The sequence below is a fragment of the Chitinophaga sp. YR573 genome, from assembly GCF_900110995.1.
Classification (GTDB): Bacteria; Bacteroidota; Bacteroidia; order Chitinophagales; family Chitinophagaceae; genus Chitinophaga.
Map to the genome: position 1 here is coordinate 833,585 of NZ_FOJF01000001.1, position 21,474 is coordinate 855,058.

Here is a 21,474-nt window from a genome sequence, read left to right on the forward strand (position 1 = left end):
TGAAATGTGATGTTGCAAATATTTTTAGCGCTCGTCGTAAAAACCCATGCGGCTGAACTTGTCGATCCTTTGCTCAATGCGGGTTTCAGGATCAATCTTTCGTAATTCTGCCAGCGTATCCTTAATGGTCTGCTTCAGAATAACCGCCATTTCATCCGGATTCACATGAGCACCGCCCAGTGGTTCCTTGATTACGCCATCTACAAGACCAAAACGGCTCATATGATCAGAAGTAAGCTTCAGCTCTTCAGCAGCCTTTTCCTTGAAATTCCAGCTGCGCCACAGGATAGTAGAGCAGTTTTCCGGAGAAATCACGGTGTACCAGCTGTTTTCCAGCATCAGGATCCTGTCGCCGATACCAATACCCAGTGCACCACCGGAAGCTCCTTCTCCTATGATAATGCAGATAACAGGCACCCGCAGCTTCACCATTTCGAAGATATTACGGGCAATAGCTTCACCCTGACCGCGTTCTTCTGCTTCCAGCCCCGGATAAGCGCCGGGAGTATCTATCAGCGTAACGATAGGCTTATTGAACTTCTCTGCCAGCTTCATGAGACGCAGGGCCTTACGGTAACCTTCAGGATTGGCCATTCCGAAATTACGGATCTGGCGCATTTTGGTATTAATACCTTTCTGCTGACCAATAAACATCACTGTTTCGCCATCCAGTTCGGCAAATCCGCCTACCATGGCCTTATCATCCTTTACGTTCCTGTCGCCATGCAACTCAACGAAATTGGTACACATCTTCTCGATATATGCGAGGGTATATGGCCTTTCCGGATGTCTGCTTAACAGTACGCGCTGATAACTGGAGAGGTGGTCATACACATCTTTCCGGGTATTTACTATCTTTTGTTCATACTCCCTAACAGTTGCGGTTACATCCACACCTGACTTCTCCCCGTTTTCTTTCAGTTTTTCCAACTGATCGTACAGGTCCGCAATAGGTTTCTCAAAATCCAGGAATTGCATATTTTAGTATAAATTGGTTAAAGAACGATGTAAAGATAAAGCTGTAAAAACTTTTTTTAAAAAGATTTGTAAAATTGATTCGTCTTTTCCTATCTTTGCAATCCCAAAACGGGAAGGATCAGTAGTTCAGTTGGTTAGAATGCCGCCCTGTCACGGCGGAGGTCGCGGGTTCGAGTCCCGTCTGGTCCGCAAGCTTTAAAGCCTCTAAGTCGAAAGATTTGGAGGCTTTTCTCATTTTAGCCACATTTGAATATCGCTTTTCTAAAGCATATTGCAACAAAGGCAAACATTTTATTCATTTTTAGGGTTCGGGGTTCATGCGTTTTCTTGTTATAATAGATTCCTTCCGGAAATATCCTGGATTGTAATCTTTGTTTTTCTGCATAATTACTGGAAGCCCACATTGACGCAGGTTCTGTGACACGAATAATAGCTAGTTCAATGTATTTTTCGAGGTTTGGGGTGTCAATAATGGTTGGTTGTAAGTGTTCTGGCAATTCTGGTTTTTCCCGGCTGAACTTGATCCCAAATTTCTCGTATATGTCAGCACGTACTTTTTCATTTCGCAGCCATTGCTTCAACTTCTAATTTCCACTTAGGATCAAGCAATTGGCAACAAATAACTGTTGATGCAGGTTGATTATTTCCCAAATATTTAATTCTTAATTGAACATTAGCTTCGTCATACGATGGGTCAGCCAAATAGGTTCTGATGGAAACAAGGTTTTGGTAATCCATTCCAGCAGCTTGCAGAATTGTGCCAATGTATTCCCATATAATTTCCCCTTGTTCTTCAAATGTATCTGGCATGCTTTGTCCATTTGGCAGATAACCATTCAGTCCACTAATTATAAGTAAACTGGAATTACCTTTGACTTCTATTGCATGACTATAACAGCGGTAAGGAGGAAACAGGCTCGCTGGATTATGTCTGATAGTTGGCATTTTTTATTTTAAATATAAGATAAAGTAGTGTTTCCGTTTTCTCTTTCTTTCCGGTAGTAGATATAATAGTAAGCAATTAGCTATAGTGGTCAAATGAAAGTAAGGGAGAACAGTAAAGTAATTAATAAGACGGTTCACATTGCTGTTGGACTTCGCAGGGATGGCCTTAAAGAAGTACTGGGAATGTGGCTGGGTAAGAATGAATCTGCAGCTTACTGGATGAGCGTTCTGACAGACATGAAGGCCAGGGGCCTGGAAGATATTTTGATCACCGCAACAGACAATCTCAATGGTTTCACCCAGACAATCCGTTCTATATTTCCGGATTCTGCTACCCAGATTTGTGTTGTTCACCAAATCCGCAACAGCTGCCGGTATGTAGTATGGAAGGACAAAAAGGAATTTACAACCGATTTAAAGGATATTTATACAGCTCCCACCAGACAGGCTGCTCTGGCAGGGCTTGATTCCCTTTATAGAAAAAGGATAGTATTTGAAATAATCAACTACTTTTCAACAGCTGGTAAAATAGTTTATACATTAAGTGAGATGTTAATCTCAGTGGAATTATTCCATCTCCTTCACCTGTAACTCTTCAACAGATCGTTTCTCAGATGAAAAATTGATACCAATCGCTATTTTCTTTCTAACATCTAATTGATAAGAACGCAAATAACCCTTCTCAAAAATCTGCTGAAGCGCGTTCTCCGCTGTGCCATTCAATTTAAGTTCTATAGCAAAAATATATTGATCGGTAAATACCAGTATATCACATCTGCCGGTAGCACTATGTACTTCGCTTCGTACATCAAGACCTAAGCGCTTAAAAGAGAGATGCACAATGATATGAAAGATAGATTCGCTTTCTGCCCGCCAATGATCATAGGGAATGGTAGATAATATTACATCCAACGCTTTGATTAGTTGAGGCATATTATTGTTTTTTAATGCCTTTCCCAAATCAGTGGTAACCGCAACAGAATTACTGGCTGGATATACATCTCTATACGCACTCAGTAACGCGTCATTCAAGCTATCTTCTACTTCTTTATTTGGATATCCCAGTTCATATAATTCGGTATCGGCGTCATATCCTTTAATTGTTAGATATCCAGTCTGAAACAAAATCGGAACTGTTGAAAAGTGTTCTATATTTAAATTGCCCAGCGCAATTTCGTCTATATGGATATTTTCAATTTCAAATTCTCCGCTTTCTTTCATGTGTTTTACCAGCCAGGTGGGCGTACCCGTTTGAAACCAGTAATTCCTGAAATCACGGCCATCCATGTATTTCAATACGGAAAATGGATTATATACCCGTTCCGCATCTTCATGCCAGGCATATCCGTTATACCAAAACTTAAGTTTACTTAATAAATCCGGTTGAAGTGGTTGTCTTTCGGTGATCTCTTCTGCAAAGTTAGTTTCCAGTTCCTGTTGGGTAATACCTGCTATAGTTGCATAGTTACGATGTATAGTAATGTCATTCAGGTTATTCAGATCAGAAAAAATACTCACCTTGGTGAACCTGCTTACGCCAGTAATCAACAGCAAGCGAATATATTCATCAGCATCTTTTAGTACAGAATAAAAGCTCTTAAACACTGATCGATTCTCCTCCACTTTCTCTAAATCTTCCAGGTAGTCCGTAATCGGCTTATCATATTCATCAATCAGGATCACAACCCTTCCATTGGCAGAAGCCTTACGGATTAGTTCTTCAAACCTACCTTTTAAATGAGTTGCTTCCAGTTCCAGGCCCAGCTCTTTTGCCAAAACACCCATTTCCATATTCAGCGCCTCATATAATCCAAATTGCTGATAATCAATCCTGCTTAATCGTAAATGTATCACGGGATGTATTTGTTCCCAATTCCATTGATCGTGGATCCAAAGGCCTTCAAATAGCTTTTTATTACCCTTAAAAATCTCCTTAATGGTTGATAACAACAGGGATTTACCAAAACGTCTGGGGCGGCTCAGGAAATAATAGTTACCGGATTCTATTAGGTTATAGATTAGTTGGGTTTTATCAATATATAAAAAACCCCCATTCCTTATATTCCCGAAATCCTGTAAGCCTATTGGATACTTCCTCATACAAACAAAGATAAAATAAAATCCATCACAAACACCTCGTTATACCCTGAAATCCAGCGCAACAAAGGACTGGACCTTATCTTTAGGTTTTCTACCAAACCCTTTTGCCGACAGATAATGCCATTCAGGATACAACCAAGCTACCATGAATTACCCATTTTAAACACATTTACAATAATTAAATATATTACGTTTAGACATAACCCTTATTCATCCTACCTCGAACTTTTAGCATGCTATATTCACTCATTTCGACCTAAACACCCCCTAAATCAGCCCAATCCTGCATAATTTGGTTCGAGGTTACGATACCTGGGGCCGCAAGCTTTAAAGCCTCTAAGTCGAAAGATTTGGAGGCTTTTTTAATTCAAATTATTTTGTTACCCCATCTGTACCACAGCGTTGATCACAAATACCATAGGGCAATAGTATTTCTTCCTCTATGCTTTTACGACTAATCTTGTATCTTCAGATATTATTAATTAATTACTTGCCTATATTTATGAAGCGAAATCTCATTGCGTTTTCTTTAGTGCTATTTGCTGCTTGTCATACCGGTAATGGTACGGGGGCTAAATCAGATAAGACCTTTGTCCCATCGGTGCCAGACTCTATTGCAGCAGCCCCTGTTGTTCAACAGCCGGTCAATTATAGCGATCACACCAACGAAGAAGTAAACGCCCGGTTTCCCTGGATGCGCGATACCATTCTAAGTTACATTTCCCTATCCATAAACGAGCTGGTGAAAGACTATGTTAAAGACAGCTCCATTGTTTTTATTTATGACCGCTTTGAGAATACCGACACAACTGGTTATGTTATCGTACAATTAGGTGCAGACATAAATAACGGAGATGGAGTAATATTCAGTACTGCGCAATGGTTGAATATCGATACGTTGACAAGGCAAATATATGAGTACGACGTTGCCGCTGATACTATTCGCCATTGGGTTAGGCCATAAACTCAAACGCCTCTGGTTTAGTGTACCCATGTTCGTTCTGCCTCAATTAATGTCCAGTTACCATTGATCTTTTTAAGATATGCATAACCTCCGGAGGATACAACGTGGTAATTCACCACTGCATTTTCAAGGTTCTTATCAAATGTAATAGAAGTTACATAGGGAGGAGAATATAGTTCCCAATTACCATTCCAGACTTTAAAATAATTTTCCAGAAAGGCATAACGTTTATCTCTTTCTTCTTGTGTAGCAGCTATATTTTTAGCACCTGGTTTAGTATGATTATTCCTAAGAAAAGCCCTTAGTAAAGCAGCATATTGTTCCGTAAGTGTGACAGTCTTCGGCGTACTAAAACTCACTTGCGGCCGGAATTTTGTTATAGTAGTATATATTGGGGGAGTGGGCCATTCAAAATGGAATCTCTTTAGAATAAATCTAGCATCCGCTTTATATGCCCTAATTGCACTATCGGTTGTAATATTCAGACGCTTTGCGAGTCTTCCTAAATTTACCTGTATAAGAGTATCTTTATTAAGTACATCTACTACTCCAAAATTAATATTATCCTGTAGTAAAAGATATTTTGCCCCTGCATAATGGAAACTCTGTCCCCATTCATAACTGCCAATCCCTTCAGTTTTAAGAGGAGTATAAAATTCCTGAAAAACCTGGTAAATATTTCGAACGGTGTCATTCATAGTTTTAATATCTGCACTTGAAAGAGAAGTGTTCTTTTTCCAGGTATCAAAAAAATGTTCCATTTTTCCCGGAGAATTTGAGCGATATGCCTTTAAGAGCAATTTGTCCCTTTTCTGGCAAAATGAAAAAAGCGCAACCATAAGGGCTAAGCACAATAGTAGAAATTGTTTCATAGAGAGGTTTCATAGCAGAATTTTCTAATTTACATAATTTATTCTTTACACGGATGAAATTTATAATGTAATAATTAGCAGTATTGTTCAATATTTTCAACTAATTACATGGAGGAATCTCAAGACAGTCTGCATATAAAAAGCTTCAAGTTAATGACTTGAAGTCTTTTTAATTTTATATACTTATTGGTTATCAATCTACAATATGTTCGAATGCCCCTGGTTTGAAACTAAGAATATGCTTTGTTAATTGAGCATACTAATTGCTGCTAAAACTTAGGCTCATTTTCGTTCGTTTCATTGTTGTCAGGTATTACTGCATTTAGGATTGTTCACTTTCATTGGGAATGCATTGTTTTTAAAGATCTGAATAAATTAGTTACTGCTCTTTTCCATGTTATTAATGAAAGAAACGCAGGTGAACTACATTAAACTTCTGAGTAGTTCTTCCAGCTTTAATTCACCGGCTACAGTTTGCACGCCATTTTCCATAGCTTTCTTCATAATCTCCGCCGTTCCGGGAGAAAATACCAGCGTTGCCCAACCATCATTTTCAGCTTTAAAACCTTCTGCATTTCTTACCGGGGCTAAAACTTTTTTCGTCGTTTTTATTACATCTTCCGGTAAGTCGCCAATGTGCTGTGCCAGCTGGTCTACGAACGTATCGATTTCAGTATCCGGCAAAGCGCGATTGATCCAGCCATATTGCTCTGCAGTAGCGGCATCGAATAAATCAGCTCCTAATATAATTTCCAACACACGACCACGTGTCATTTTTGAAGATAGGTATTGTGTCGCGCCGCCTCCAGGTATAATACCCATCAGCGCTTCACATTGCGCCAGCTTCCCTTTTTCTAAAGAGGCGAAGCACATATCAGCAGCTGCAATAAATTCAGCCCCACCGCCACGGGCAATGCCTTTCAATTTTACGATCGTCAATTGAGGTTGTTCTCTGAGCATTTCGCCAACGGCCTGAAATATGTTTAATCCATCCGGTGCTGCCTTTCCCAATTCGTCTAATATATCCTGTTCTTCAAGAATATTTATATCCACGTGGGCGATAAAAAAATCAGGATTTGCACTATCAAATACGATGACTTTAACGTCATTGTTATTGGATAATTCCCCGAGTAGTTGCCGTAACGCTTTTATCAGAGAGGCGCTGAGTACATTAACAGGTGCATTATCGAAGGTGATATTGGCCACTCCGTTTTCGATGTTGAGGTGCAATAATTTGTTATGTTTAGTCACTATCATTTTACTAAAAAGTTTGAGAATTAATCTTTAATTTTATTACAATATTTAACAAAAGTAATAGCTGCATTGACTGATCTTAAAAATGCTATAGTAAACCATAGCACATGACAATGGAAGAAAATAAGGGGAGACAGTACATTTGTACGATAAAGAACCAACAGGAAATTAAGTATGGGCAAGATGCCTTATATGTTTTGAGTGGCAAATGGCGTATGTCTGTAGTCTTAGCGTTATATAATGGTCTTTGTCGATATCGGGAGATTGCCCAAAGTATCCCGGGAATTACGTTTGCCATGCTGTCAAAAGAGTTGCAAGTAATGCAACTGAACAACCTGATACTAAGAATTGAAGATCCCGATTTCCCCAAAAACGTAGAGTATAGGCTTACAGACTATTGTGAGTCTTTGTATCCAATTATGGAAAGTTTGATAAACTGGGGGAAACAACATCGAAAAGTGATCAGTTCTTAACTTGTCAGTAGCAATTATTTTCACTAATGAATTCCTGAATTTCAGATAAATCATTCTCATACCGGTTCGAACTTCGTCTCCTACAGCCCGCAAGCTTTAAAAGCCTTCAAGTCGAAAGATTTGAAGGCTTTTAAATTTTTGTATATTTCAGTATTGATTATATCCCTCTGGCTTTTCAAGAATATTTATTCCCATATGGGCGATGAAATCAGTTCTTAACTAAACTCATTCATTGGTTTCAATTGCCTGCAACACCGTATGTAACGACACTGCATCATAAAACGTCGGTGCTTTACGAGTACCATTCTTTATATCCCCGGCTATCAATTCATACATTCTCGCTACATTCTCCGCTACCGGATTTTCTGGAGGGGGATTTAATAATTTCAATGCCTTATCCTCACGTCCGGCACCATAAATAGAAAGCTGTGCTAATTGCCCATGTCCAATATTACCAGTTACCTGTATATCTCCTTCAGAACCATTAATCTCCCAAAGGAAATTAGTGCCTTTGGACATTCCACCACGATAATGAATGGAAATAGCTGCACCACTTTTCAAGGTGCCCATTACCATGATTTGATCTTCGGCCGTTTTAGGTTTTACTTCTCCGGTATCATTTAATTTAACAGTTGAATAATTACTGGTCATGCGTGAAGTGAGTTGATCAAAACCACCGACAACTTTGATCAAACCTGCCAATGTATGCGCCAGTGGAATTGTCAGCAAAGTAGCGCCGTTATTCTTATCATACATGTAATAGACATCTCTGAGGGTTTCATCCCGCCATTGACCACCTGAGCCGATTAATGTGGTAGATAACACTTTGCCAACAAAACCGTTATTAATGAGTTCCTGCAGATAAACTACCTGCGGAGAAACCACCATCTGTGTTCCCACAACGGCAACTACACCTTTGTCGGCTGCTAGTGCAGCCAGTTGTTTTACTTCTTTTAATCCATTACCCAGTGGATGTTCACAATATACATGCTTGCCTGCTGCTAATACATCGCGTACCAGCTCATAATGATAGGGAACTTTGACGGTCACTACTACAAGGTCTATTTCATCCGAATGTATTAACGCCTGTACATTTTCAAATGCATACGGAATTTGCAATGCATTGGCTGTGCGCTGTGCACTTGCATGCGTAGAATTCGCCACACCTTTGATCTCAAAATCATCTGTCAACGTTTTTAATGCCGGCAGATGTGATCTCGATGCCCAATGACTATCTGGATTTAATCCTATAAATCCAATCCGAATTTTTTCCTTGTTCATTGTAATAATGTTTAAATTTATATTGCAATGTTAATGCTGAACAAGGAAAATACAGGACAGACAATTTTGTAAGTATGGCTATAAAAGAGAACTCAACAAATAATATCAATCGTCAATTTCTTACAGAATGTAATTTGACGTATGCCTTTCAATTGATGGGTGGCAGATGGAAGCTTCCTATTTTGATGCATGTGCATAAAGGAATAAAACGATTTGGTGAATTAAAAAAAAGTATTCCTAACATTACAGAGAGGATGCTTACACTTCAATTGAAAGAATTAGAAAAAGATGGATTGGTTAGTAAAGCAGAATTGGAGTACATGTTAACGTCTCTTGGAAGGGAATTGATTCCCGTTTGTATTGAATTACATAAATGGGGAGGCAGACATAAACTGGTCTTTCATGGTAAAACAACTGCTTTAGAGCCCCGGTTTTAATCCTTTAAAATTGTTTCAAACAATTCATGCAACTTTTTAGCGCTTTAGCTTAATTCAATATCCATCTGTTGCAACAGACCATCATTAATCACATATATATGCTTTACTTTTCCTTTAAATAAAATGTTACCCTCTAAATCCTTTACCAGTTGGTCAACTTCAACTTCTAAAGTCCCATTTTCTCTTTCACGGAAACCAACCGGCGTTACATTCGGGTCAATCTCTTTCCATTGTTTTTCCCAATAAGCTTTAACTTCATCATGCCCGTTAGCATGGTCACCTTCCCAAGCCCTTGCCCATTTAACTTCCGGATGCATGACCTGGAGTATCGCGTCAATGTCCCTGGCATTAAAAGCAGCATAAGCATTTTTAATTAGAGCTTGATTTTCAAACATTTGTTCTTCATTCATGATATTCTGATTTACTTATTAATCCGTATCCCCTAACACCTCGTCTACCATACCGTGTTCTTTAGCTTCTTGTCCTGTCATCCAATAGTCGCGGTCAGATGCTTTATGAACCCAGTCATAGGTCTGACCGCTATGTTTGGAGATGATTTTATACAGATCCTGCCTTACCTTTATTACTTGTTGCGCGGTAATTTCGATATCTGCAGAAACGCCCTGCACTCCGCCCGAAGGCTGGTGAATCATCACACGCGAATGCCGTAGCACGGCACGCTTTCCTGCTTTGCCCGCGCAAAGTAAAACAGCACTCATAGAAAAGGCCATACCAATACAAATGGTACCCACGTCAGGGGTGATCAATTGCATGGTATCATAAATACCCATGCCCGAATAGACATCACCACCAGGGGAATTGATATAAAGCTGGATATCCTTTTTAGCATCTACTGATTGCAGAAAAAGTAATTGCGCCTGAATTATATTTGCCATCCTGTCTGCAACAGGTTCGCCTAAAAAAATGATCCGATCCATCATCAGGCGGGAAAAAACATCCATCTGTGCTACATTAAGTTGCCGTTCCTCTGTAATGTAAGGCGTCATGTTTTGGGGGATAGATATTGTACTATTTAGGTACCTATCCACATGCTGGCTACCTATGCGGTGATGTTTAACAGCATATTTTCTAAATTCTTTACGACCTGTGTCCATGTTTTATTGCTATTTAAAGAGGTTAGCGATGCGCTGCATATAGCCCAGGTATTGTGGAGCAGCAGCTAATTTTTCTTGTACAGCGACAATCTCGTCCTTTATCTTTTGGCGGCCATATTGTCTGATAATCTCATGAGCGCTTTGTTGATGCTTTATTTCGTTTATCAAATCGTTATTCAATAATACGTTCGCCTCAAACAAAACCGCATCACCAGGGGCCATGCACCCCAAAAGATAATCGTCGATAGCTTTGATGTTATTCAATGAAGTCCGCATAGTTCAATGAGTTTTGTTTAATTGTCTCCCTGACTTTCTCCAGGCATTTATATTTTGCTACCGTTGCCGAATGTTTGCCTGAGTAGCCAAACATCACAGCAACATTATCTACCGGCAAATGATCATAATAATAAGCTTTAAGCAATTCCAGGCATTTCTTACCTGCAATTTCAAGGTAATGCAGTATTTTCTCTGTGACCAGTTGTTCATCAGGTACAACTTCGATATCCTGATCATTTAAGGGCTGGTTCCTGCTGCTTGCTTTATAACGCTGCAACCATAGCCTTTTAGCAATACCTACCAAATAGGCTTTCTCATTTACAATGATTTCAGCCTGTGTAGACGCAGCTTTTTCGTAATATATAACGAGCGTATCCTGAAAAATATCCTGTGCTTCTTCAAGGCTGCCCCCCATCCTCGCTACGTAACGCGCAACGATGGGAAACACCTTTTTGTAAATTGCCATAAAAAAAGCTTCACGCTGTTTAACCGTTGATAAACTATGATTATTCATTGCTATCATGAGTGTTTATAACTATGTGTATTATATGCATGAAATATCACCCGTAAATTACAAATATTTAAAAAGTGCGTGGTACCTGTAATGAAGGTCACGTAGGGATAGGAGTAAAGCTGCCAATAGCCTCCCTGTAACCATACAAAACCTTTAGGAAAGGATGCCTGCCAAATATTAGAATAATCTGAAGGCTATACCTGGCCTCCATTTTCTTACAGGCATTTTGTTTATCTTCGTTACAATTCTATGTATATGAAAGTAGTTATCCTCATGCTGGCAATGTTTTTTGCCATTACAGCCCGGTCACAAAATACCCTCAATCATTACAAGTACGTGTTAGTACCTGAACGATTTGGTATATTTAAACAGGATGATCAATATGGAATTAATACGCTTACCAAATCCCTGCTGGAAAGCGTAGGGTTCACGAGCCTCATGACTACCGACGTGTTGCCCGCTGAGATTATCAATAATAAATGTAGTGCGCTAAACGTGGAACTTGTAGAGAAACGAAAATTTCTATCCACTAGTTTAACCCTGTTGCTAAAAGATTGTCAGGGCAATATTGTCTATAAAAGTGAGGAAGGAATAAGCAGGGAGAAAGAGTGGAATACAGTTTATAGAGATGCATTAAGAAAGGCATTTGTATCTCTGTCAGCGGCACAATATAAATACGATAGCAGCGGGACCATGCAGGCTACACAACCGGCTCCCGGCGCTTCACCCGCAACAGTTGCTGCTACGCCCGCTACAATCGCTGACAATAAGGATGTCTTATATGCACAGGCGAATGCTAATGGCTACCAACTGATTGACACCTCCCCTAAGAAAGTAATGACCTTACTAAAAACTTCACAACCTGATAATTTCATTGCGGACAATGGTGTTGAAAAAGGTATTGTGTTTAGAAAAAACGGGGAATGGTTTTTTGAATACTACAAGGATGACAAACTTGTTTCACAGAAACTTACTATTAAATTCTGACAGGCTTCTTTTGGTTCCAGGTTATGATACCTCGGGCCGCAAGCCTTAATGCCTTCAAGTCGAAAGATTTGAAGGCTTTTTTGCGTTTGAAGGATTTTAAGCGCTGATCCCCTAATTTCTTATAATCATCGGTTAATTTCTACAAGTAAAACCCAGGCATCTAAAACGGCTTTTGTAAATGATAAAACAATAGCAGGCACTAACCAATAAAGTCCGACTTCGCCAATGAATAAAATACAAAATCCTCCAATGACATATGGAATAATTGCGAGTTGGTCGATAAATAAATAAAAAAGAGACTGCCGTTTGTATTCCTTTGGCACTTGCTTGTGTATTTTGAAATCAGTTCTTGTTACAATGCCCCAAACAATAAATCCAAGAATAGTAATTTCGTAACCAATACAGGTTAATGTTTTTTGTGGCACAAGCAAAAGCACTGAAAATATCAAAATAGATAGCAATAGCGTTAGAGAGACAGATGCCCTCATTGGCAGTCTCGGGTTTGATAATATTTTTGTCAAACTAATGGAAATGCCAACAAAAAGTAGTCCTGTCAAAGCCGCTGCAGAACCCGCAACTGCTACATAAAAATTATTCCATTCCTGCATATGTTGTAAGTATAATTTTGTTTGTATAAGGCGAAACAACTTTAAAGGCCTATCGGTTTGCCGGTTAAAATCTACGGATTATGGCCGTACAGCAAACACTGTACGGCTATAAATTTATTTTTCAAATGTTGATTAGAACATCCATTTCCATCTTATTCTGCTAGCGGGTCTTGTCCCAATAACTTTGTTCCCATTTCGGCTGAGTGACGAACAACATTAAAGCCATATTCCGTCATTTCCTTTTCATAGTCTGCCAAAGAATTGACTAACGCTTTTTTTCCTAAGGCTACTTCAATAAGCGCCTTTCCAAGAAGCACTGCATCCTTTAGGGCTACATTGGCACCTCTTCCCAAACTGGGTGTCATGTTATGAATGGCATCTCCCAAAAGAGTAACATTATGATGTGGCTTTAAATCAAAAGGAATACTGGAATTCATTTCAATATAAAAAAAAGAACCTTTTTCACCAGCTGCAGGAACAGATGATGCTTCGCTTGGCCAGTCACTTAAAAGTTCAACTGCCATTTGTTGTAACTCATCGCTTGTTTTCCTTCTTACTTCTGTATCATCAGAACCAAAAAATTCTTTACGCCCCGAAATAATACATCCTACATAATCGTGTTGTTCGCTTAATGTGTTATCAAGACCTAAACTTTGAGCTGCAGATTCCGGACGTACCGGAAAAATGATTGGTCCTACACCCAAAATCAATTTACGGGCATCTGAGACTGCAGTGAAAACATCTGCAATACATAGTTGTGGTAATACCTTTCTCGCATCCTCTAATTTAATACGTCCATAGATAGCCCTGGCACCGGAGTCCATAATTCTTGCTTCAGGAGCTCTTTGTTTCCTTACGACAGAGCCTGCTCCGTCTGCACCAATCAGTAAATCTCCTTTTATAATTCTTCCATCTTCAAAAAATGCGGTTACTCCTTTCTCATCTGCCTCATAATGGTCTAATTTAGCTCCATAATGGCAGATATCATCTAATCCAATCAGTAATATTTCCCTTAATGTGGCTCTATTTACATTGAGGTGTTTGGCAACTCCCGTCTCAATATGGTGTTCTGTCTTACTGTATTCATCGATGGGAAATCGTCTCTTCAGTTTTAACGCTGTATCCAAAATTGTTGTATATGCTAATGGATTTGTTGATGTTAGTTCAAACAATTCAAATAGTTTTTCAGGTAATGATTCCTGAATAGCTAAAATACCATCTGCATCAAGATGAAGACGATAACCCTGACGCCTGTCAGAAGCATTTGCATCCCGTTCAAAAACCTGAACATTTATTCCATTTTTCTTCAACATTTGTGCAAGACATAATCCTCCAATACCTGCACCAATAATTATTATCGTCATTTTATTCTGTGCTAATTTTTTGTAAAAAATAGAATTTACCGCTAAGATTAAGCGATACAACTTTCGTGATTGGTAGAATAATTATGGAGGAATTTTCTGTCGAAGAATGATAAAGGCATATAAAGGCATAACATGATCTTTTAGATTATGATAGCCGTTTATGCCCGCAAAAAGATTTGCTAAAACATCGTTACGGAAGACGTAGAATTATCTATATATAGATAATTCAATATGCGCAAATATAGCTTTTTTTGAACAAAATGTCGCGTAAATTATTTTTTCATTAGTGGTTATCATATACAATTACCCATGGGAATAACCTCTTATCGCAATACTAACTCTGATATATAAACATGCTGCCTGCATGATGAATACCACCTTTTATGAAGAAGATATCTGGTAGATTTTCCATGCATAGAAAACATTTCCACTTAGGTCATTCTTTTCATAAATTCTTGTTCGTAACTGCTGCCCAATGCGATCTCTTCATTATTTGTTAGCGTAATTAGTTTGTTGCGGCAATAAGATACATGTTTTAATGAAACGATATAAGACCTATGTACCCGAATGAATTGTTGAACAGGTAACTTTTCGACTAAGCCTTTCATGGTGAGTCTTACTACAATGGGTTGTTTATTAGTTAAATGAATTTTCAGATAGTTATCCAATCCCTCAATAAATATTATATCCGTATAAAAGACCTTCATCAAACCATAATCCGATCGTACCGTTAGGTACAGCTCTCCGGCTTGCGATGCAACTTTGCGCATGCTATATAAATCAAGAGCCTTTTTGATAGCCTGGTTGAATCTTTTGCGTGTATAGGGTTTCACCAGGTAGTCAATAGCATTTATAACATAACTTTCCACAGCATACTCTGTATAGGATGTTGTAAAAATGACCATAATATCCTGTGATATCCTTTTATAAAAATCGATCCCACTAACAGTGGGCATATTAATGTCTAATAAAATAAGATCAACGGAATTGTTATTGATGTATGACAATGCTCTATCTGTACTGGTAAAAACCTTTTCTAAGGATACATCAGGATTTGTTGAACAGAAGGCTTTTATGATGTTTAAAGCCGGAGGTTCGTCATCTAATGCTATTGCTCTGATCATACCAATTCAATTGATAAATTAGCAGTATAATATTTCGATTCATTTTCAATCTGCAGGGAATGCTTTAATGGGTAAATTAGCTGTAGGCGTTCCCTGGTATTGTCTATACCAATTCCGCTAGATGTAATAGTGGATATTCTGGAAACCTTTTTGTTGCGCACAACTAAATTCAGGCACCTGTTTATGACCGTAATTTCAATATTAATACTACATTCTTCGTCTGGATTGACCCCATATTTAAAAGCATTTTCTATAAGGCTAATAAGTAATAATGGAGCAATATTTAATCCGTCTGCATCTTCAGTAAGAACGTGAAAGTTTACCGCTACAGTATTACCTAATCTTGCACGTTGTAATTCTATATAGTTATCCAGGTAGCTTAATTCTTTGGCTAATGGTATTTTCCCGTCTTTTGCTTCTTTAATGATATACCGCATCAATTCAGATAAATGCACAATTGAATCTGCTGCAGCATCATCTTTGTCCACAACAAGGGAATAAATACTGTTTAAAGTATTGAATAGAAAATGTGGGTTAATCTGCCCTTTCAAACTGGCTAACTCTGCCTGTTGACGCTGGGATTCTGCCTCATACCATCGTGCTCTGGTTCTGAGTGAAAGTGAAAATGTAACAACAGCTATAAAAAGAAAAACATGATGTTTAATTTCTTCAAAAAATGGAATGACAGGGTGGCCGTGGGCTGGGAAAGGCAGATTCTGATGTGAGGAAAAAGGGTTTCTGCCTGTCATTAAAGAAGGTAATAGAACAATACAGCAAAAGGCGAAAATGGAGATTGAAAAATAGAGCAGATATTTCCTTGTAAAGTAAAACTTAGGTATTATCAGATAGTAATGTAAATAAAAAAAGATAAGCATTAATGCGTTGGCACTATAATCACGCAATATCGGCCTGGAAAATAGATGAAAGGCCTCTTCAGGCGGCCTGGAAGGAAGCCAGATTGGCTGACTTAAAAATAGTAAGCAGCCTGTAATTTGCAATATTATTTTCTGTAGATGCGATAATTTCATGCCACCAGTACTTAAAACTCAATATTAAGAAATCATATTTATGATGCAAGTTTTTTACGCGAAATAACATAACTGATTAGTGATAATACTCCCAAAGCAACTACTGCCATCGCCATATACCTGGTACTTTGCCCTATTCCGGCAGTTACTACGTTCTGGTAGCCGGTAACCCGTTCAATGATCCATCCCATAGCTGCTATGGCCGAAAGCACCGCCCCTGCCACCCTTACAGAAGGATATAACGGTGTCTGGCTAAGAAGGATCAGCCAGGGAATGATCGCGACAATTACAGCCAGCTGCATCACTTCAATGCCGATGTTAAAACCCAAAATGCTTAAAGCCATAGGTCCTGCTCCTAAATGAAGATTAGCAAGTACCGACGCGAAAGCCAAACCGTGGATCAAGCCGAACCCACAGGCCACAAATACCTCTTTCCCCGGGAAAACAGGACGGATGGCATGTACGGCTGAGACAAGTATCGAGATCGCAATGAGCACCTCTACCGGTTGAGTGGGTAAGCGTACCCAATTCATTGCACCAATCAGAAGCGTAATCGAATGCCCTATTGTAAAGGCGGTCACTATTTTCAACACTCTGATCACGCAATACCTGACTCCTCCAAAACGTCCCCATCGGCCTTGGTGTACCAGCAACATCGCCGGCATCAGCAGCACCAGAAGAAAAAGAAGATGGTCGGTACCTTCTTTAATATGCTGTGTCCCAAGAAAAAACATGCTTTTGAATCCCGTCCACCAATCGCCTTTTTCAAGATTAATCTGCAGAGGATAGATGACATTGTCTTTCATATCCCAATGGATCACCCCTGCTTCTACCGGCGTTCCGGAAGCTTTACCAGTTTCCCAGTCGTTGCGGATAGAAACAAATGCGGCGTGATTGATGACCTGATGCATGATAACATCATAGTCCAGCGTGAATTTCCGGGTACTTACGCCAGATGGTGGCAGCATCAGCAGGTGAACGTTTAACTCCCAATAAGGTGGGCCGCTGGCCGCCTGCTCACCTTTTGCGACCGTCATATCTCCGATATCAACGATCCATGGATGTTCTTTGTCCACAAAAGGGTGAATGTGTGCCCGGAGGTATTCCTTTAATTGTGGCCCCAGTCTGGCGACGAGCGTTTCAGGGTCTTTGGTGACCGGCTGACCAAAGGCTAATTCCAGCTCACTCAGTGGAAGCTGGAGTTCCAGTCCTACCCTGTCCGGACTAACATCCATCAATATGATCGTTGTCGGTGTCTGATGGGCGAAGCTGCCATGAGAATGCAAAATGAATGCGATAGATAAAAACAGCCACCGTCCTATTGTCCGGCGGCTGTTAGTGTCAAAAAATGGAATCATATTATTCTGTTATAAACCGATATAGTCTCTTGAATGATCGCGGAACACACTGTGATAATGGATCTGGCTTGGATATACAACCCCTGTCTGGCATATAAATTCAATCCATACGCTAGGTCCGTCGATGCGAACATAATCCGTATTGGTGGTAAAGAAGGAGCTGGCATTACCGGAAGTTCCGCTGGTATTACTCGCATAACAAACATAAGTATTGGCCAACTCATTGGTATAAATGGTGGTAAACGCGGCAGCAGAAGTGGCATCCAGATCATTTATCCATGGCACCATTGCCGCAAGTACCTTCGCCTGAGCAGCCGTGCTGAGTGTGCTTACCTGTATACCTTGTTTGGTTGTAGGAAAAGTATTGGTGGTGCTTCCGGGAACCATCGTCACATCCGAAAATGTACCTGAAATTTTCGCGCTGCTTAGTTCAGCAGAGGTAAAAGATGCCAGCATATTGGCCATAACAGATTGCTCGGATGCTAATGGAGTGATTACTGCTCCACCCGCTGTGGTCCAGCTTTTTGGCTCGACTCCCTGATGTGAAGGCGTAATACTGATTGTAGCACCGGCATTGTATGTAATATTACCTGCATAATGGTGACCTCCAAACTGTAGCATCCATTTGCCGGTTGTACTCGGCGTACCCAAAAAGCAGATAACATATTGCCCTTTACTATAACCGCTACTGCTACTTACCACACCTAAAAGGGAATCTGTTTCATTTATTTTATAAAACTCGTCGTACCCATCATCAGTAGTTGTGCCGGTCGCAGCCTGTATAACGGCCAATGCGGCAGCAAGCTGAGTGGCCGACAGACTGCTGAATGCAATGCCATCACGGCAGCTAAGCCCACACGGAAGATTGCTCCATAATTTGGCATTTGACAAACTAAGTGTTTGCACGACTTGTGCTTGTTGGGTGGTGGATAAAGTAGCTAAAAAGGCGTTAGCCAGACATACTACTTTCTCTACGCCCGTTACGGAAGAACAATCAGTTGTCGCAGTTCCGACAGTTACTGAGAAGGAACAGGACTGACCTCCAAATGTAATTGCAAAGCTAGCGGTCCCTGACGAAGTGGGGGTACCGGTAACATTATAAGTAATGTTTCCGGTGGCACTGGATAAAGTACCTGCAGCCAGGGTAGCAGTCAGGCCGGTAACTCCAGTGGAGGAAATCCCGCTGCCTGCGGAATAGCTTGCGCCGTTACCTCCTGTGTATGGCACTGTAGCGGTGCCACTGTAGACAGTATTGGCTACTGCTGCACTTGAAATAACAGCGGAGCTACATGTTAGTGCAGTAACAGTAGCGCTAGTTGTAGGATTTTCCGTAGAACTTTTCTTACAGGCAAAGAATAAACCTGTACTTATAAAAAGTACTACAAAGGAAATGATGATTTTCATTCTCATGTTCACATAATTTAATATAGGTAACAAACTTCAGTGGTTTCTCGTTGAAGTAATGTTCTTTGGGGTAAAACAGCGAAATGTTGGGGTTAATTGCACATACTATATTCGCTCATATAGGACTAAACACCCAATCTTGCATAATTTGGAAGTTGTCCATTGCTCCGGAAGCTGCAACACAAATACTTAGTATTGTCTCTATAAATAATTGTTTTATGGATATTCAGGTTTTGATTATAGTACAAACTGTGGGCATTTTCTGCATTACCGTACCTTTTTGAAATATATTTGCATAACAGGATCATAATATAACTCTTATGAAAATACTCGTTATTGAAGATGAAGAACGCGTAGCACAACTGATCAAACGGGGATTGGAAGAGCAATTTTATGAGGTAACTGTTGCTTATGATGGTGAATTAGGTAAAAAACTGGCATTAAAAAACAGTTTTGACCTGATCATAACTGACATTATACTCCCCAAAGTGAATGGACTGGATCTGTGCAAAGAGATCAGAAACGTATTACCGGATACCCCCATTATTATGCTTACCGCATTAGGGACCACCGATGACAAAGTAGAAGGGTTTGATGCAGGGGCAGATGATTATTTAGTAAAACCATTTGACTTAAGAGAATTACATGTACGCATCCGCGCTTTATTAAAACGCAATAATGGGAAAAGCAATTCACAGGGCTTTATATTAAAATATGCAGACCTTGAATTAAACATACACACCAAAATTGTAAAACGGAGCAACAAAGAAATTTCTCTAACACCGAAAGAATTAAAATTGTTAGAATACATGATGCAAAACCCGGAAAGGGTTTTGTCAAGAACAGAAATTGCAGAAAAGGTTTGGGAAACTACATTCGACACAGGGACCAACTTTATCGATGTATACATTAATTACCTGCGTAAGAAAATAGACAAGGATTTTGATGTTAAACTCATTCACACCAAACCGGGTCTTGGTTTCATCTTTAAACAGGACTGACAATGCAAATTAAAACAAGGCTTACCCTATTGTTTACTTCGTTGGTTGCGGCATTATTACTGGCGTTTGCATTAACTGTTTATTTCACTTCATCTGAGACCAGGGAAGATGAATATTTTAAAAGATTGAAACAACAGGCAGCTACAAAAGCTAATCTTTTATTTGATACAAAGGTTGCCCCAACAGTCTTACAACTCATCTATAAAAATGCACCCAATGCTTTATTTCAGGAAGAAGTAGCCATTTACGATACTGCTTTTCATCTATTGTACCATGATGCAGTGGAAATAGATAAGGTGAAAGAAACACAGCATATGATAGACCATATCATTGCACACAAAGAAATTCAATTTTACCTTGAAGATGTACAGGTAGTCGGTTTCCTATATGAACACAACGGGTTACATTATGTAATTACAGCAGCTGCAAAAGACGAGTACGGACTTACCAAACTTGCCAACCTTCGCAACACTATTATCATTGCCTTCCTTTTCTCTATAGTTATTATATTCTTTGTTGGGCAATTCCTGGCAAAAAAGGCATTACAACCCGTTTCATCACTGGTGCAAAAAGTAAAAAGGATCACCGTTACCAATCTTGATTTAAGAGTGGAAGAAGGTAACCGGAAAGATGAAATCGCGGCACTTGCCATCACTTTTAACGAGATGCTCAACAGACTTGAAAGCTCTTTTGATGCACAAAAGCATTTCGTTTCCAATATTTCCCATGAATTAAGAACACCGCTTACCGCAATGCTGGCAGAAATGCAGCTTACAATACAAAAAGAAAGAAGCAATACAGAATATCAACAGTCGATAGAGCATATCATTTCTGATATTCAGAAATTAATCCGACTTTCCAATAGTCTGCTGGATTTAGCAAAAGCCAGTTACGATCAGACAGAAATTTCATTTAGAGAAGTAAGACCGGATGAAATTTTATTAGATGCCCGAAATGATGTGCTTCGCAATCAGCCAGACTATAAAGTAAATATCATTTTTGAAAAAGAAACTGAAAATGATGATTTCATTTCAATAAATGGCAATGAATATCTGTTAAAAGTAGCCTTTATAAACTTAATAGAAAACGGTTGTAAATTTTCTAACAACAAACAAAGTATAATTTCCATTTCTTACAATGACAAACAAATTATCCTGAGTTTTTCAGATAATGGTATTGGAATCAGTAATGAGGAATTACAACATATTTTCACTCCTTTTTACAGAGGGACAAACAAAAAATTTGCAGAAGGTAATGGTATTGGGCTATTCCTCACCCAAAAAATCATTTCATTACATAATGGCAATCTTTCTGTTCTATCCAAAGAAAACGAAGGCACAACCTTTACCCTTACATTGCCTCATATCTGATATTCATTTCTCTAATGATTT

The 21,474-nt window shown here is 39.3% G+C and carries 24 protein-coding genes and 1 tRNA gene; 8 read left to right on the forward strand and 17 right to left on the reverse strand.

Annotated features, from left to right (window positions below; all coding sequences use genetic code 11):
- Positions 1 to 24: 24 nt before the first annotated feature.
- The gene (locus BMW86_RS03585) at positions 25 to 978 is read right to left on the reverse strand and encodes an acetyl-CoA carboxylase carboxyltransferase subunit alpha (protein ID WP_089779042.1); all 954 of its coding nucleotides are present in this window, start codon (positions 976 to 978) and stop codon (positions 25 to 27) included.
- Positions 979 to 1,093: 115 nt separating this feature from the next.
- Here BMW86_RS03585 and BMW86_RS03590 point away from each other — a divergent pair.
- Positions 1,094 to 1,167: transfer RNA gene (locus BMW86_RS03590), tRNA-Asp, on the forward strand.
- A gap of 47 nt (positions 1,168 to 1,214) precedes the next feature.
- On the opposite strand, the gene BMW86_RS03595 is transcribed toward BMW86_RS03590, so the two are convergent.
- Positions 1,215 to 1,559, reverse strand: coding sequence for a hypothetical protein (locus BMW86_RS03595; RefSeq protein WP_089779044.1), 345 nt, complete (start codon positions 1,557 to 1,559; stop codon positions 1,215 to 1,217).
- A complete protein-coding gene (locus tag BMW86_RS03600) occupies positions 1,537 to 1,923 on the reverse strand; it encodes a RidA family protein (protein WP_089779046.1) in 387 nt (128 codons plus the stop codon). Before BMW86_RS03600 ends, BMW86_RS03595 begins: the two co-directional genes overlap by 23 nt.
- 93 nt (positions 1,924 to 2,016) lie before the next feature.
- Between BMW86_RS03600 and BMW86_RS03605 the strand changes: the two genes are divergently transcribed.
- A complete protein-coding gene (locus BMW86_RS03605; protein ID WP_255372840.1) occupies positions 2,017 to 2,514 on the forward strand; it encodes an IS256 family transposase in 498 nt (165 codons plus the stop codon).
- Here BMW86_RS03605 and BMW86_RS03610 read toward each other — a convergent pair.
- The gene (locus BMW86_RS03610; RefSeq protein WP_089779048.1) at positions 2,491 to 4,023 is read right to left on the reverse strand and encodes an ATP-binding protein; all 1,533 of its coding nucleotides are present in this window, start codon (positions 4,021 to 4,023) and stop codon (positions 2,491 to 2,493) included. The two genes, BMW86_RS03605 and BMW86_RS03610, sit on opposite strands and share 24 nt — an antisense overlap.
- Before the next feature lie 502 nt (positions 4,024 to 4,525).
- Between BMW86_RS03610 and BMW86_RS03615 the strand changes: the two genes are divergently transcribed.
- Complete coding sequence (locus BMW86_RS03615) at positions 4,526 to 4,987, forward strand: hypothetical protein (RefSeq protein ID WP_089779050.1); 462 nt, start codon at positions 4,526 to 4,528, stop codon at positions 4,985 to 4,987.
- A 17-nt stretch (positions 4,988 to 5,004) separates the two neighbouring features.
- On the opposite strand, the gene BMW86_RS03620 is transcribed toward BMW86_RS03615, so the two are convergent.
- Both BMW86_RS03620 and BMW86_RS03625 read right to left on the reverse strand, forming a co-directional pair.
- On the reverse strand, positions 5,005 to 5,859 hold the full coding sequence (locus BMW86_RS03620) for a hypothetical protein (RefSeq protein ID WP_089779052.1): 855 nt from the start codon (positions 5,857 to 5,859) through the stop codon (positions 5,005 to 5,007).
- Between the two features lie 423 nt (positions 5,860 to 6,282).
- On the reverse strand, positions 6,283 to 7,116 hold the full coding sequence (locus tag BMW86_RS03625; RefSeq protein ID WP_089779054.1) for an enoyl-CoA hydratase/isomerase family protein: 834 nt from the start codon (positions 7,114 to 7,116) through the stop codon (positions 6,283 to 6,285).
- 104 nt (positions 7,117 to 7,220) lie between these two features.
- On the opposite strand from BMW86_RS03625, the gene BMW86_RS03630 reads away from it, so the two are divergent.
- The gene (locus BMW86_RS03630) at positions 7,221 to 7,586 is read left to right on the forward strand and encodes a winged helix-turn-helix transcriptional regulator (protein ID WP_218149107.1); all 366 of its coding nucleotides are present in this window, start codon (positions 7,221 to 7,223) and stop codon (positions 7,584 to 7,586) included.
- A 225-nt stretch (positions 7,587 to 7,811) separates the two neighbouring features.
- On the opposite strand, the gene BMW86_RS03635 is transcribed toward BMW86_RS03630, so the two are convergent.
- Positions 7,812 to 8,867, reverse strand: a complete 1,056-nt coding sequence (locus BMW86_RS03635) for a Gfo/Idh/MocA family protein (protein ID WP_089779058.1) — start codon at positions 8,865 to 8,867, stop codon at positions 7,812 to 7,814.
- Positions 8,868 to 8,941: 74 nt separating this feature from the next.
- Here BMW86_RS03635 and BMW86_RS03640 point away from each other — a divergent pair, with 74 nt between their 5' ends.
- Complete coding sequence (locus BMW86_RS03640; RefSeq protein WP_089779059.1) at positions 8,942 to 9,304, forward strand: winged helix-turn-helix transcriptional regulator; 363 nt, start codon at positions 8,942 to 8,944, stop codon at positions 9,302 to 9,304.
- Between the two features lie 44 nt (positions 9,305 to 9,348).
- Here the strand turns inward: BMW86_RS03640 and BMW86_RS03645 are convergent, their stop codons facing one another.
- The 4 genes from BMW86_RS03645 to BMW86_RS03660 form a co-directional block, all read right to left on the reverse strand.
- Positions 9,349 to 9,714: a nuclear transport factor 2 family protein gene (locus tag BMW86_RS03645; RefSeq protein WP_218149108.1), complete on the reverse strand. Its 366-nt coding sequence runs from the start codon at positions 9,712 to 9,714 to the stop codon at positions 9,349 to 9,351.
- A gap of 18 nt (positions 9,715 to 9,732) precedes the next feature.
- Positions 9,733 to 10,311, reverse strand: coding sequence for a ClpP family protease (locus BMW86_RS03650; RefSeq protein ID WP_410492553.1), 579 nt, complete (start codon positions 10,309 to 10,311; stop codon positions 9,733 to 9,735).
- A gap of 117 nt (positions 10,312 to 10,428) precedes the next feature.
- Positions 10,429 to 10,695 (reverse strand): hypothetical protein, encoded by a 267-nt coding sequence (locus BMW86_RS03655; RefSeq protein ID WP_089779062.1) that lies wholly within the window; start codon positions 10,693 to 10,695, stop codon positions 10,429 to 10,431.
- Positions 10,676 to 11,161, reverse strand: coding sequence for an RNA polymerase sigma factor (locus BMW86_RS03660; protein WP_255372841.1), 486 nt, complete (start codon positions 11,159 to 11,161; stop codon positions 10,676 to 10,678). Before BMW86_RS03660 ends, BMW86_RS03655 begins: the two co-directional genes overlap by 20 nt.
- 303 nt (positions 11,162 to 11,464) lie before the next feature.
- On the opposite strand from BMW86_RS03660, the gene BMW86_RS03665 reads away from it, so the two are divergent.
- On the forward strand, positions 11,465 to 12,196 hold the full coding sequence (locus BMW86_RS03665; RefSeq protein WP_089783545.1) for a hypothetical protein: 732 nt from the start codon (positions 11,465 to 11,467) through the stop codon (positions 12,194 to 12,196).
- A gap of 125 nt (positions 12,197 to 12,321) precedes the next feature.
- Here BMW86_RS03665 and BMW86_RS03670 read toward each other — a convergent pair whose 3' ends face one another.
- From BMW86_RS03670 to BMW86_RS03695, 6 genes are all read right to left on the reverse strand, one after another.
- Complete coding sequence (locus BMW86_RS03670) at positions 12,322 to 12,804, reverse strand: hypothetical protein (RefSeq protein WP_089779064.1); 483 nt, start codon at positions 12,802 to 12,804, stop codon at positions 12,322 to 12,324.
- Between the two features lie 152 nt (positions 12,805 to 12,956).
- The gene (locus BMW86_RS03675; RefSeq protein ID WP_218149109.1) at positions 12,957 to 14,228 is read right to left on the reverse strand and encodes an FAD-dependent oxidoreductase; all 1,272 of its coding nucleotides are present in this window, start codon (positions 14,226 to 14,228) and stop codon (positions 12,957 to 12,959) included.
- A 371-nt stretch (positions 14,229 to 14,599) separates the two neighbouring features.
- Positions 14,600 to 15,292, reverse strand: coding sequence for a LytR/AlgR family response regulator transcription factor (locus tag BMW86_RS03680; RefSeq protein ID WP_089779069.1), 693 nt, complete (start codon positions 15,290 to 15,292; stop codon positions 14,600 to 14,602).
- Positions 15,289 to 16,320 (reverse strand): sensor histidine kinase, encoded by a 1,032-nt coding sequence (locus BMW86_RS03685; RefSeq protein WP_089779071.1) that lies wholly within the window; start codon positions 16,318 to 16,320, stop codon positions 15,289 to 15,291. Before BMW86_RS03685 ends, BMW86_RS03680 begins: the two co-directional genes overlap by 4 nt.
- Positions 16,321 to 16,358: 38 nt before the next feature.
- Positions 16,359 to 17,678 (reverse strand): HupE/UreJ family protein, encoded by a 1,320-nt coding sequence (locus BMW86_RS03690; protein WP_089779073.1) that lies wholly within the window; start codon positions 17,676 to 17,678, stop codon positions 16,359 to 16,361.
- A 9-nt stretch (positions 17,679 to 17,687) separates the two neighbouring features.
- Complete coding sequence (locus BMW86_RS03695; protein ID WP_089779075.1) at positions 17,688 to 19,088, reverse strand: DUF3500 domain-containing protein; 1,401 nt, start codon at positions 19,086 to 19,088, stop codon at positions 17,688 to 17,690.
- 314 nt (positions 19,089 to 19,402) lie between these two features.
- Here BMW86_RS03695 and BMW86_RS03700 point away from each other — a divergent pair, with 314 nt between their 5' ends.
- Both BMW86_RS03700 and BMW86_RS03705 read left to right on the forward strand, forming a co-directional pair.
- Positions 19,403 to 20,083 carry a response regulator transcription factor gene (locus BMW86_RS03700; protein WP_089779077.1) on the forward strand — a complete coding sequence of 227 codons (681 nt, stop codon included), beginning with the start codon at positions 19,403 to 19,405 and terminating at the stop codon, positions 20,081 to 20,083.
- Positions 20,084 to 20,085: 2 nt separating this feature from the next.
- A complete protein-coding gene (locus tag BMW86_RS03705) occupies positions 20,086 to 21,453 on the forward strand; it encodes a HAMP domain-containing sensor histidine kinase (RefSeq protein ID WP_089779079.1) in 1,368 nt (455 codons plus the stop codon).
- The last annotated feature ends 21 nt before the right edge of the window (positions 21,454 to 21,474 follow it).

What these genes read in the sequence shown, in the direction of transcription:
- BMW86_RS03705 (WP_089779079.1), top strand. Translation starts at nt 20,086, where the DNA reads ATGCAAATTAAAACAAGGCTTACCCTATTGTTTACTTCGTTGGTTGCG.
- BMW86_RS03685 (WP_089779071.1), bottom strand. Translation starts at nt 16,320, where the DNA reads ATGAAATTATCGCATCTACAGAAAATAATATTGCAAATTACAGGCTGC.
- BMW86_RS03635 (WP_089779058.1), bottom strand. Translation starts at nt 8,867, where the DNA reads ATGAACAAGGAAAAAATTCGGATTGGATTTATAGGATTAAATCCAGAT.
- BMW86_RS03695 (WP_089779075.1), bottom strand. Translation starts at nt 19,088, where the DNA reads ATGAGAATGAAAATCATCATTTCCTTTGTAGTACTTTTTATAAGTACA.
- BMW86_RS03655 (WP_089779062.1), bottom strand. Translation starts at nt 10,695, where the DNA reads ATGCGGACTTCATTGAATAACATCAAAGCTATCGACGATTATCTTTTG.
- BMW86_RS03600 (WP_089779046.1), bottom strand. Translation starts at nt 1,923, where the DNA reads ATGCCAACTATCAGACATAATCCAGCGAGCCTGTTTCCTCCTTACCGC.
- BMW86_RS03625 (WP_089779054.1), bottom strand. Translation starts at nt 7,116, where the DNA reads ATGATAGTGACTAAACATAACAAATTATTGCACCTCAACATCGAAAAC.
- BMW86_RS03610 (WP_089779048.1), bottom strand. Translation starts at nt 4,023, where the DNA reads ATGAGGAAGTATCCAATAGGCTTACAGGATTTCGGGAATATAAGGAAT.
- BMW86_RS03630 (WP_218149107.1), top strand. Translation starts at nt 7,221, where the DNA reads ATGACAATGGAAGAAAATAAGGGGAGACAGTACATTTGTACGATAAAG.
- BMW86_RS03700 (WP_089779077.1), top strand. Translation starts at nt 19,403, where the DNA reads ATGAAAATACTCGTTATTGAAGATGAAGAACGCGTAGCACAACTGATC.
- BMW86_RS03650 (WP_410492553.1), bottom strand. Translation starts at nt 10,311, where the DNA reads ATGACGCCTTACATTACAGAGGAACGGCAACTTAATGTAGCACAGATG.
- BMW86_RS03585 (WP_089779042.1), bottom strand. Translation starts at nt 978, where the DNA reads ATGCAATTCCTGGATTTTGAGAAACCTATTGCGGACCTGTACGATCAG.
- BMW86_RS03640 (WP_089779059.1), top strand. Translation starts at nt 8,942, where the DNA reads ATGGCTATAAAAGAGAACTCAACAAATAATATCAATCGTCAATTTCTT.
- BMW86_RS03660 (WP_255372841.1), bottom strand. Translation starts at nt 11,161, where the DNA reads ATGGCAATTTACAAAAAGGTGTTTCCCATCGTTGCGCGTTACGTAGCG.
- BMW86_RS03620 (WP_089779052.1), bottom strand. Translation starts at nt 5,859, where the DNA reads ATGAAACAATTTCTACTATTGTGCTTAGCCCTTATGGTTGCGCTTTTT.
- BMW86_RS03665 (WP_089783545.1), top strand. Translation starts at nt 11,465, where the DNA reads ATGAAAGTAGTTATCCTCATGCTGGCAATGTTTTTTGCCATTACAGCC.
- BMW86_RS03615 (WP_089779050.1), top strand. Translation starts at nt 4,526, where the DNA reads ATGAAGCGAAATCTCATTGCGTTTTCTTTAGTGCTATTTGCTGCTTGT.
- BMW86_RS03645 (WP_218149108.1), bottom strand. Translation starts at nt 9,714, where the DNA reads ATGAATGAAGAACAAATGTTTGAAAATCAAGCTCTAATTAAAAATGCT.
- BMW86_RS03690 (WP_089779073.1), bottom strand. Translation starts at nt 17,678, where the DNA reads ATGATTCCATTTTTTGACACTAACAGCCGCCGGACAATAGGACGGTGG.
- BMW86_RS03680 (WP_089779069.1), bottom strand. Translation starts at nt 15,292, where the DNA reads ATGATCAGAGCAATAGCATTAGATGACGAACCTCCGGCTTTAAACATC.
- BMW86_RS03670 (WP_089779064.1), bottom strand. Translation starts at nt 12,804, where the DNA reads ATGCAGGAATGGAATAATTTTTATGTAGCAGTTGCGGGTTCTGCAGCG.
- BMW86_RS03605 (WP_255372840.1), top strand. Translation starts at nt 2,017, where the DNA reads ATGAAAGTAAGGGAGAACAGTAAAGTAATTAATAAGACGGTTCACATT.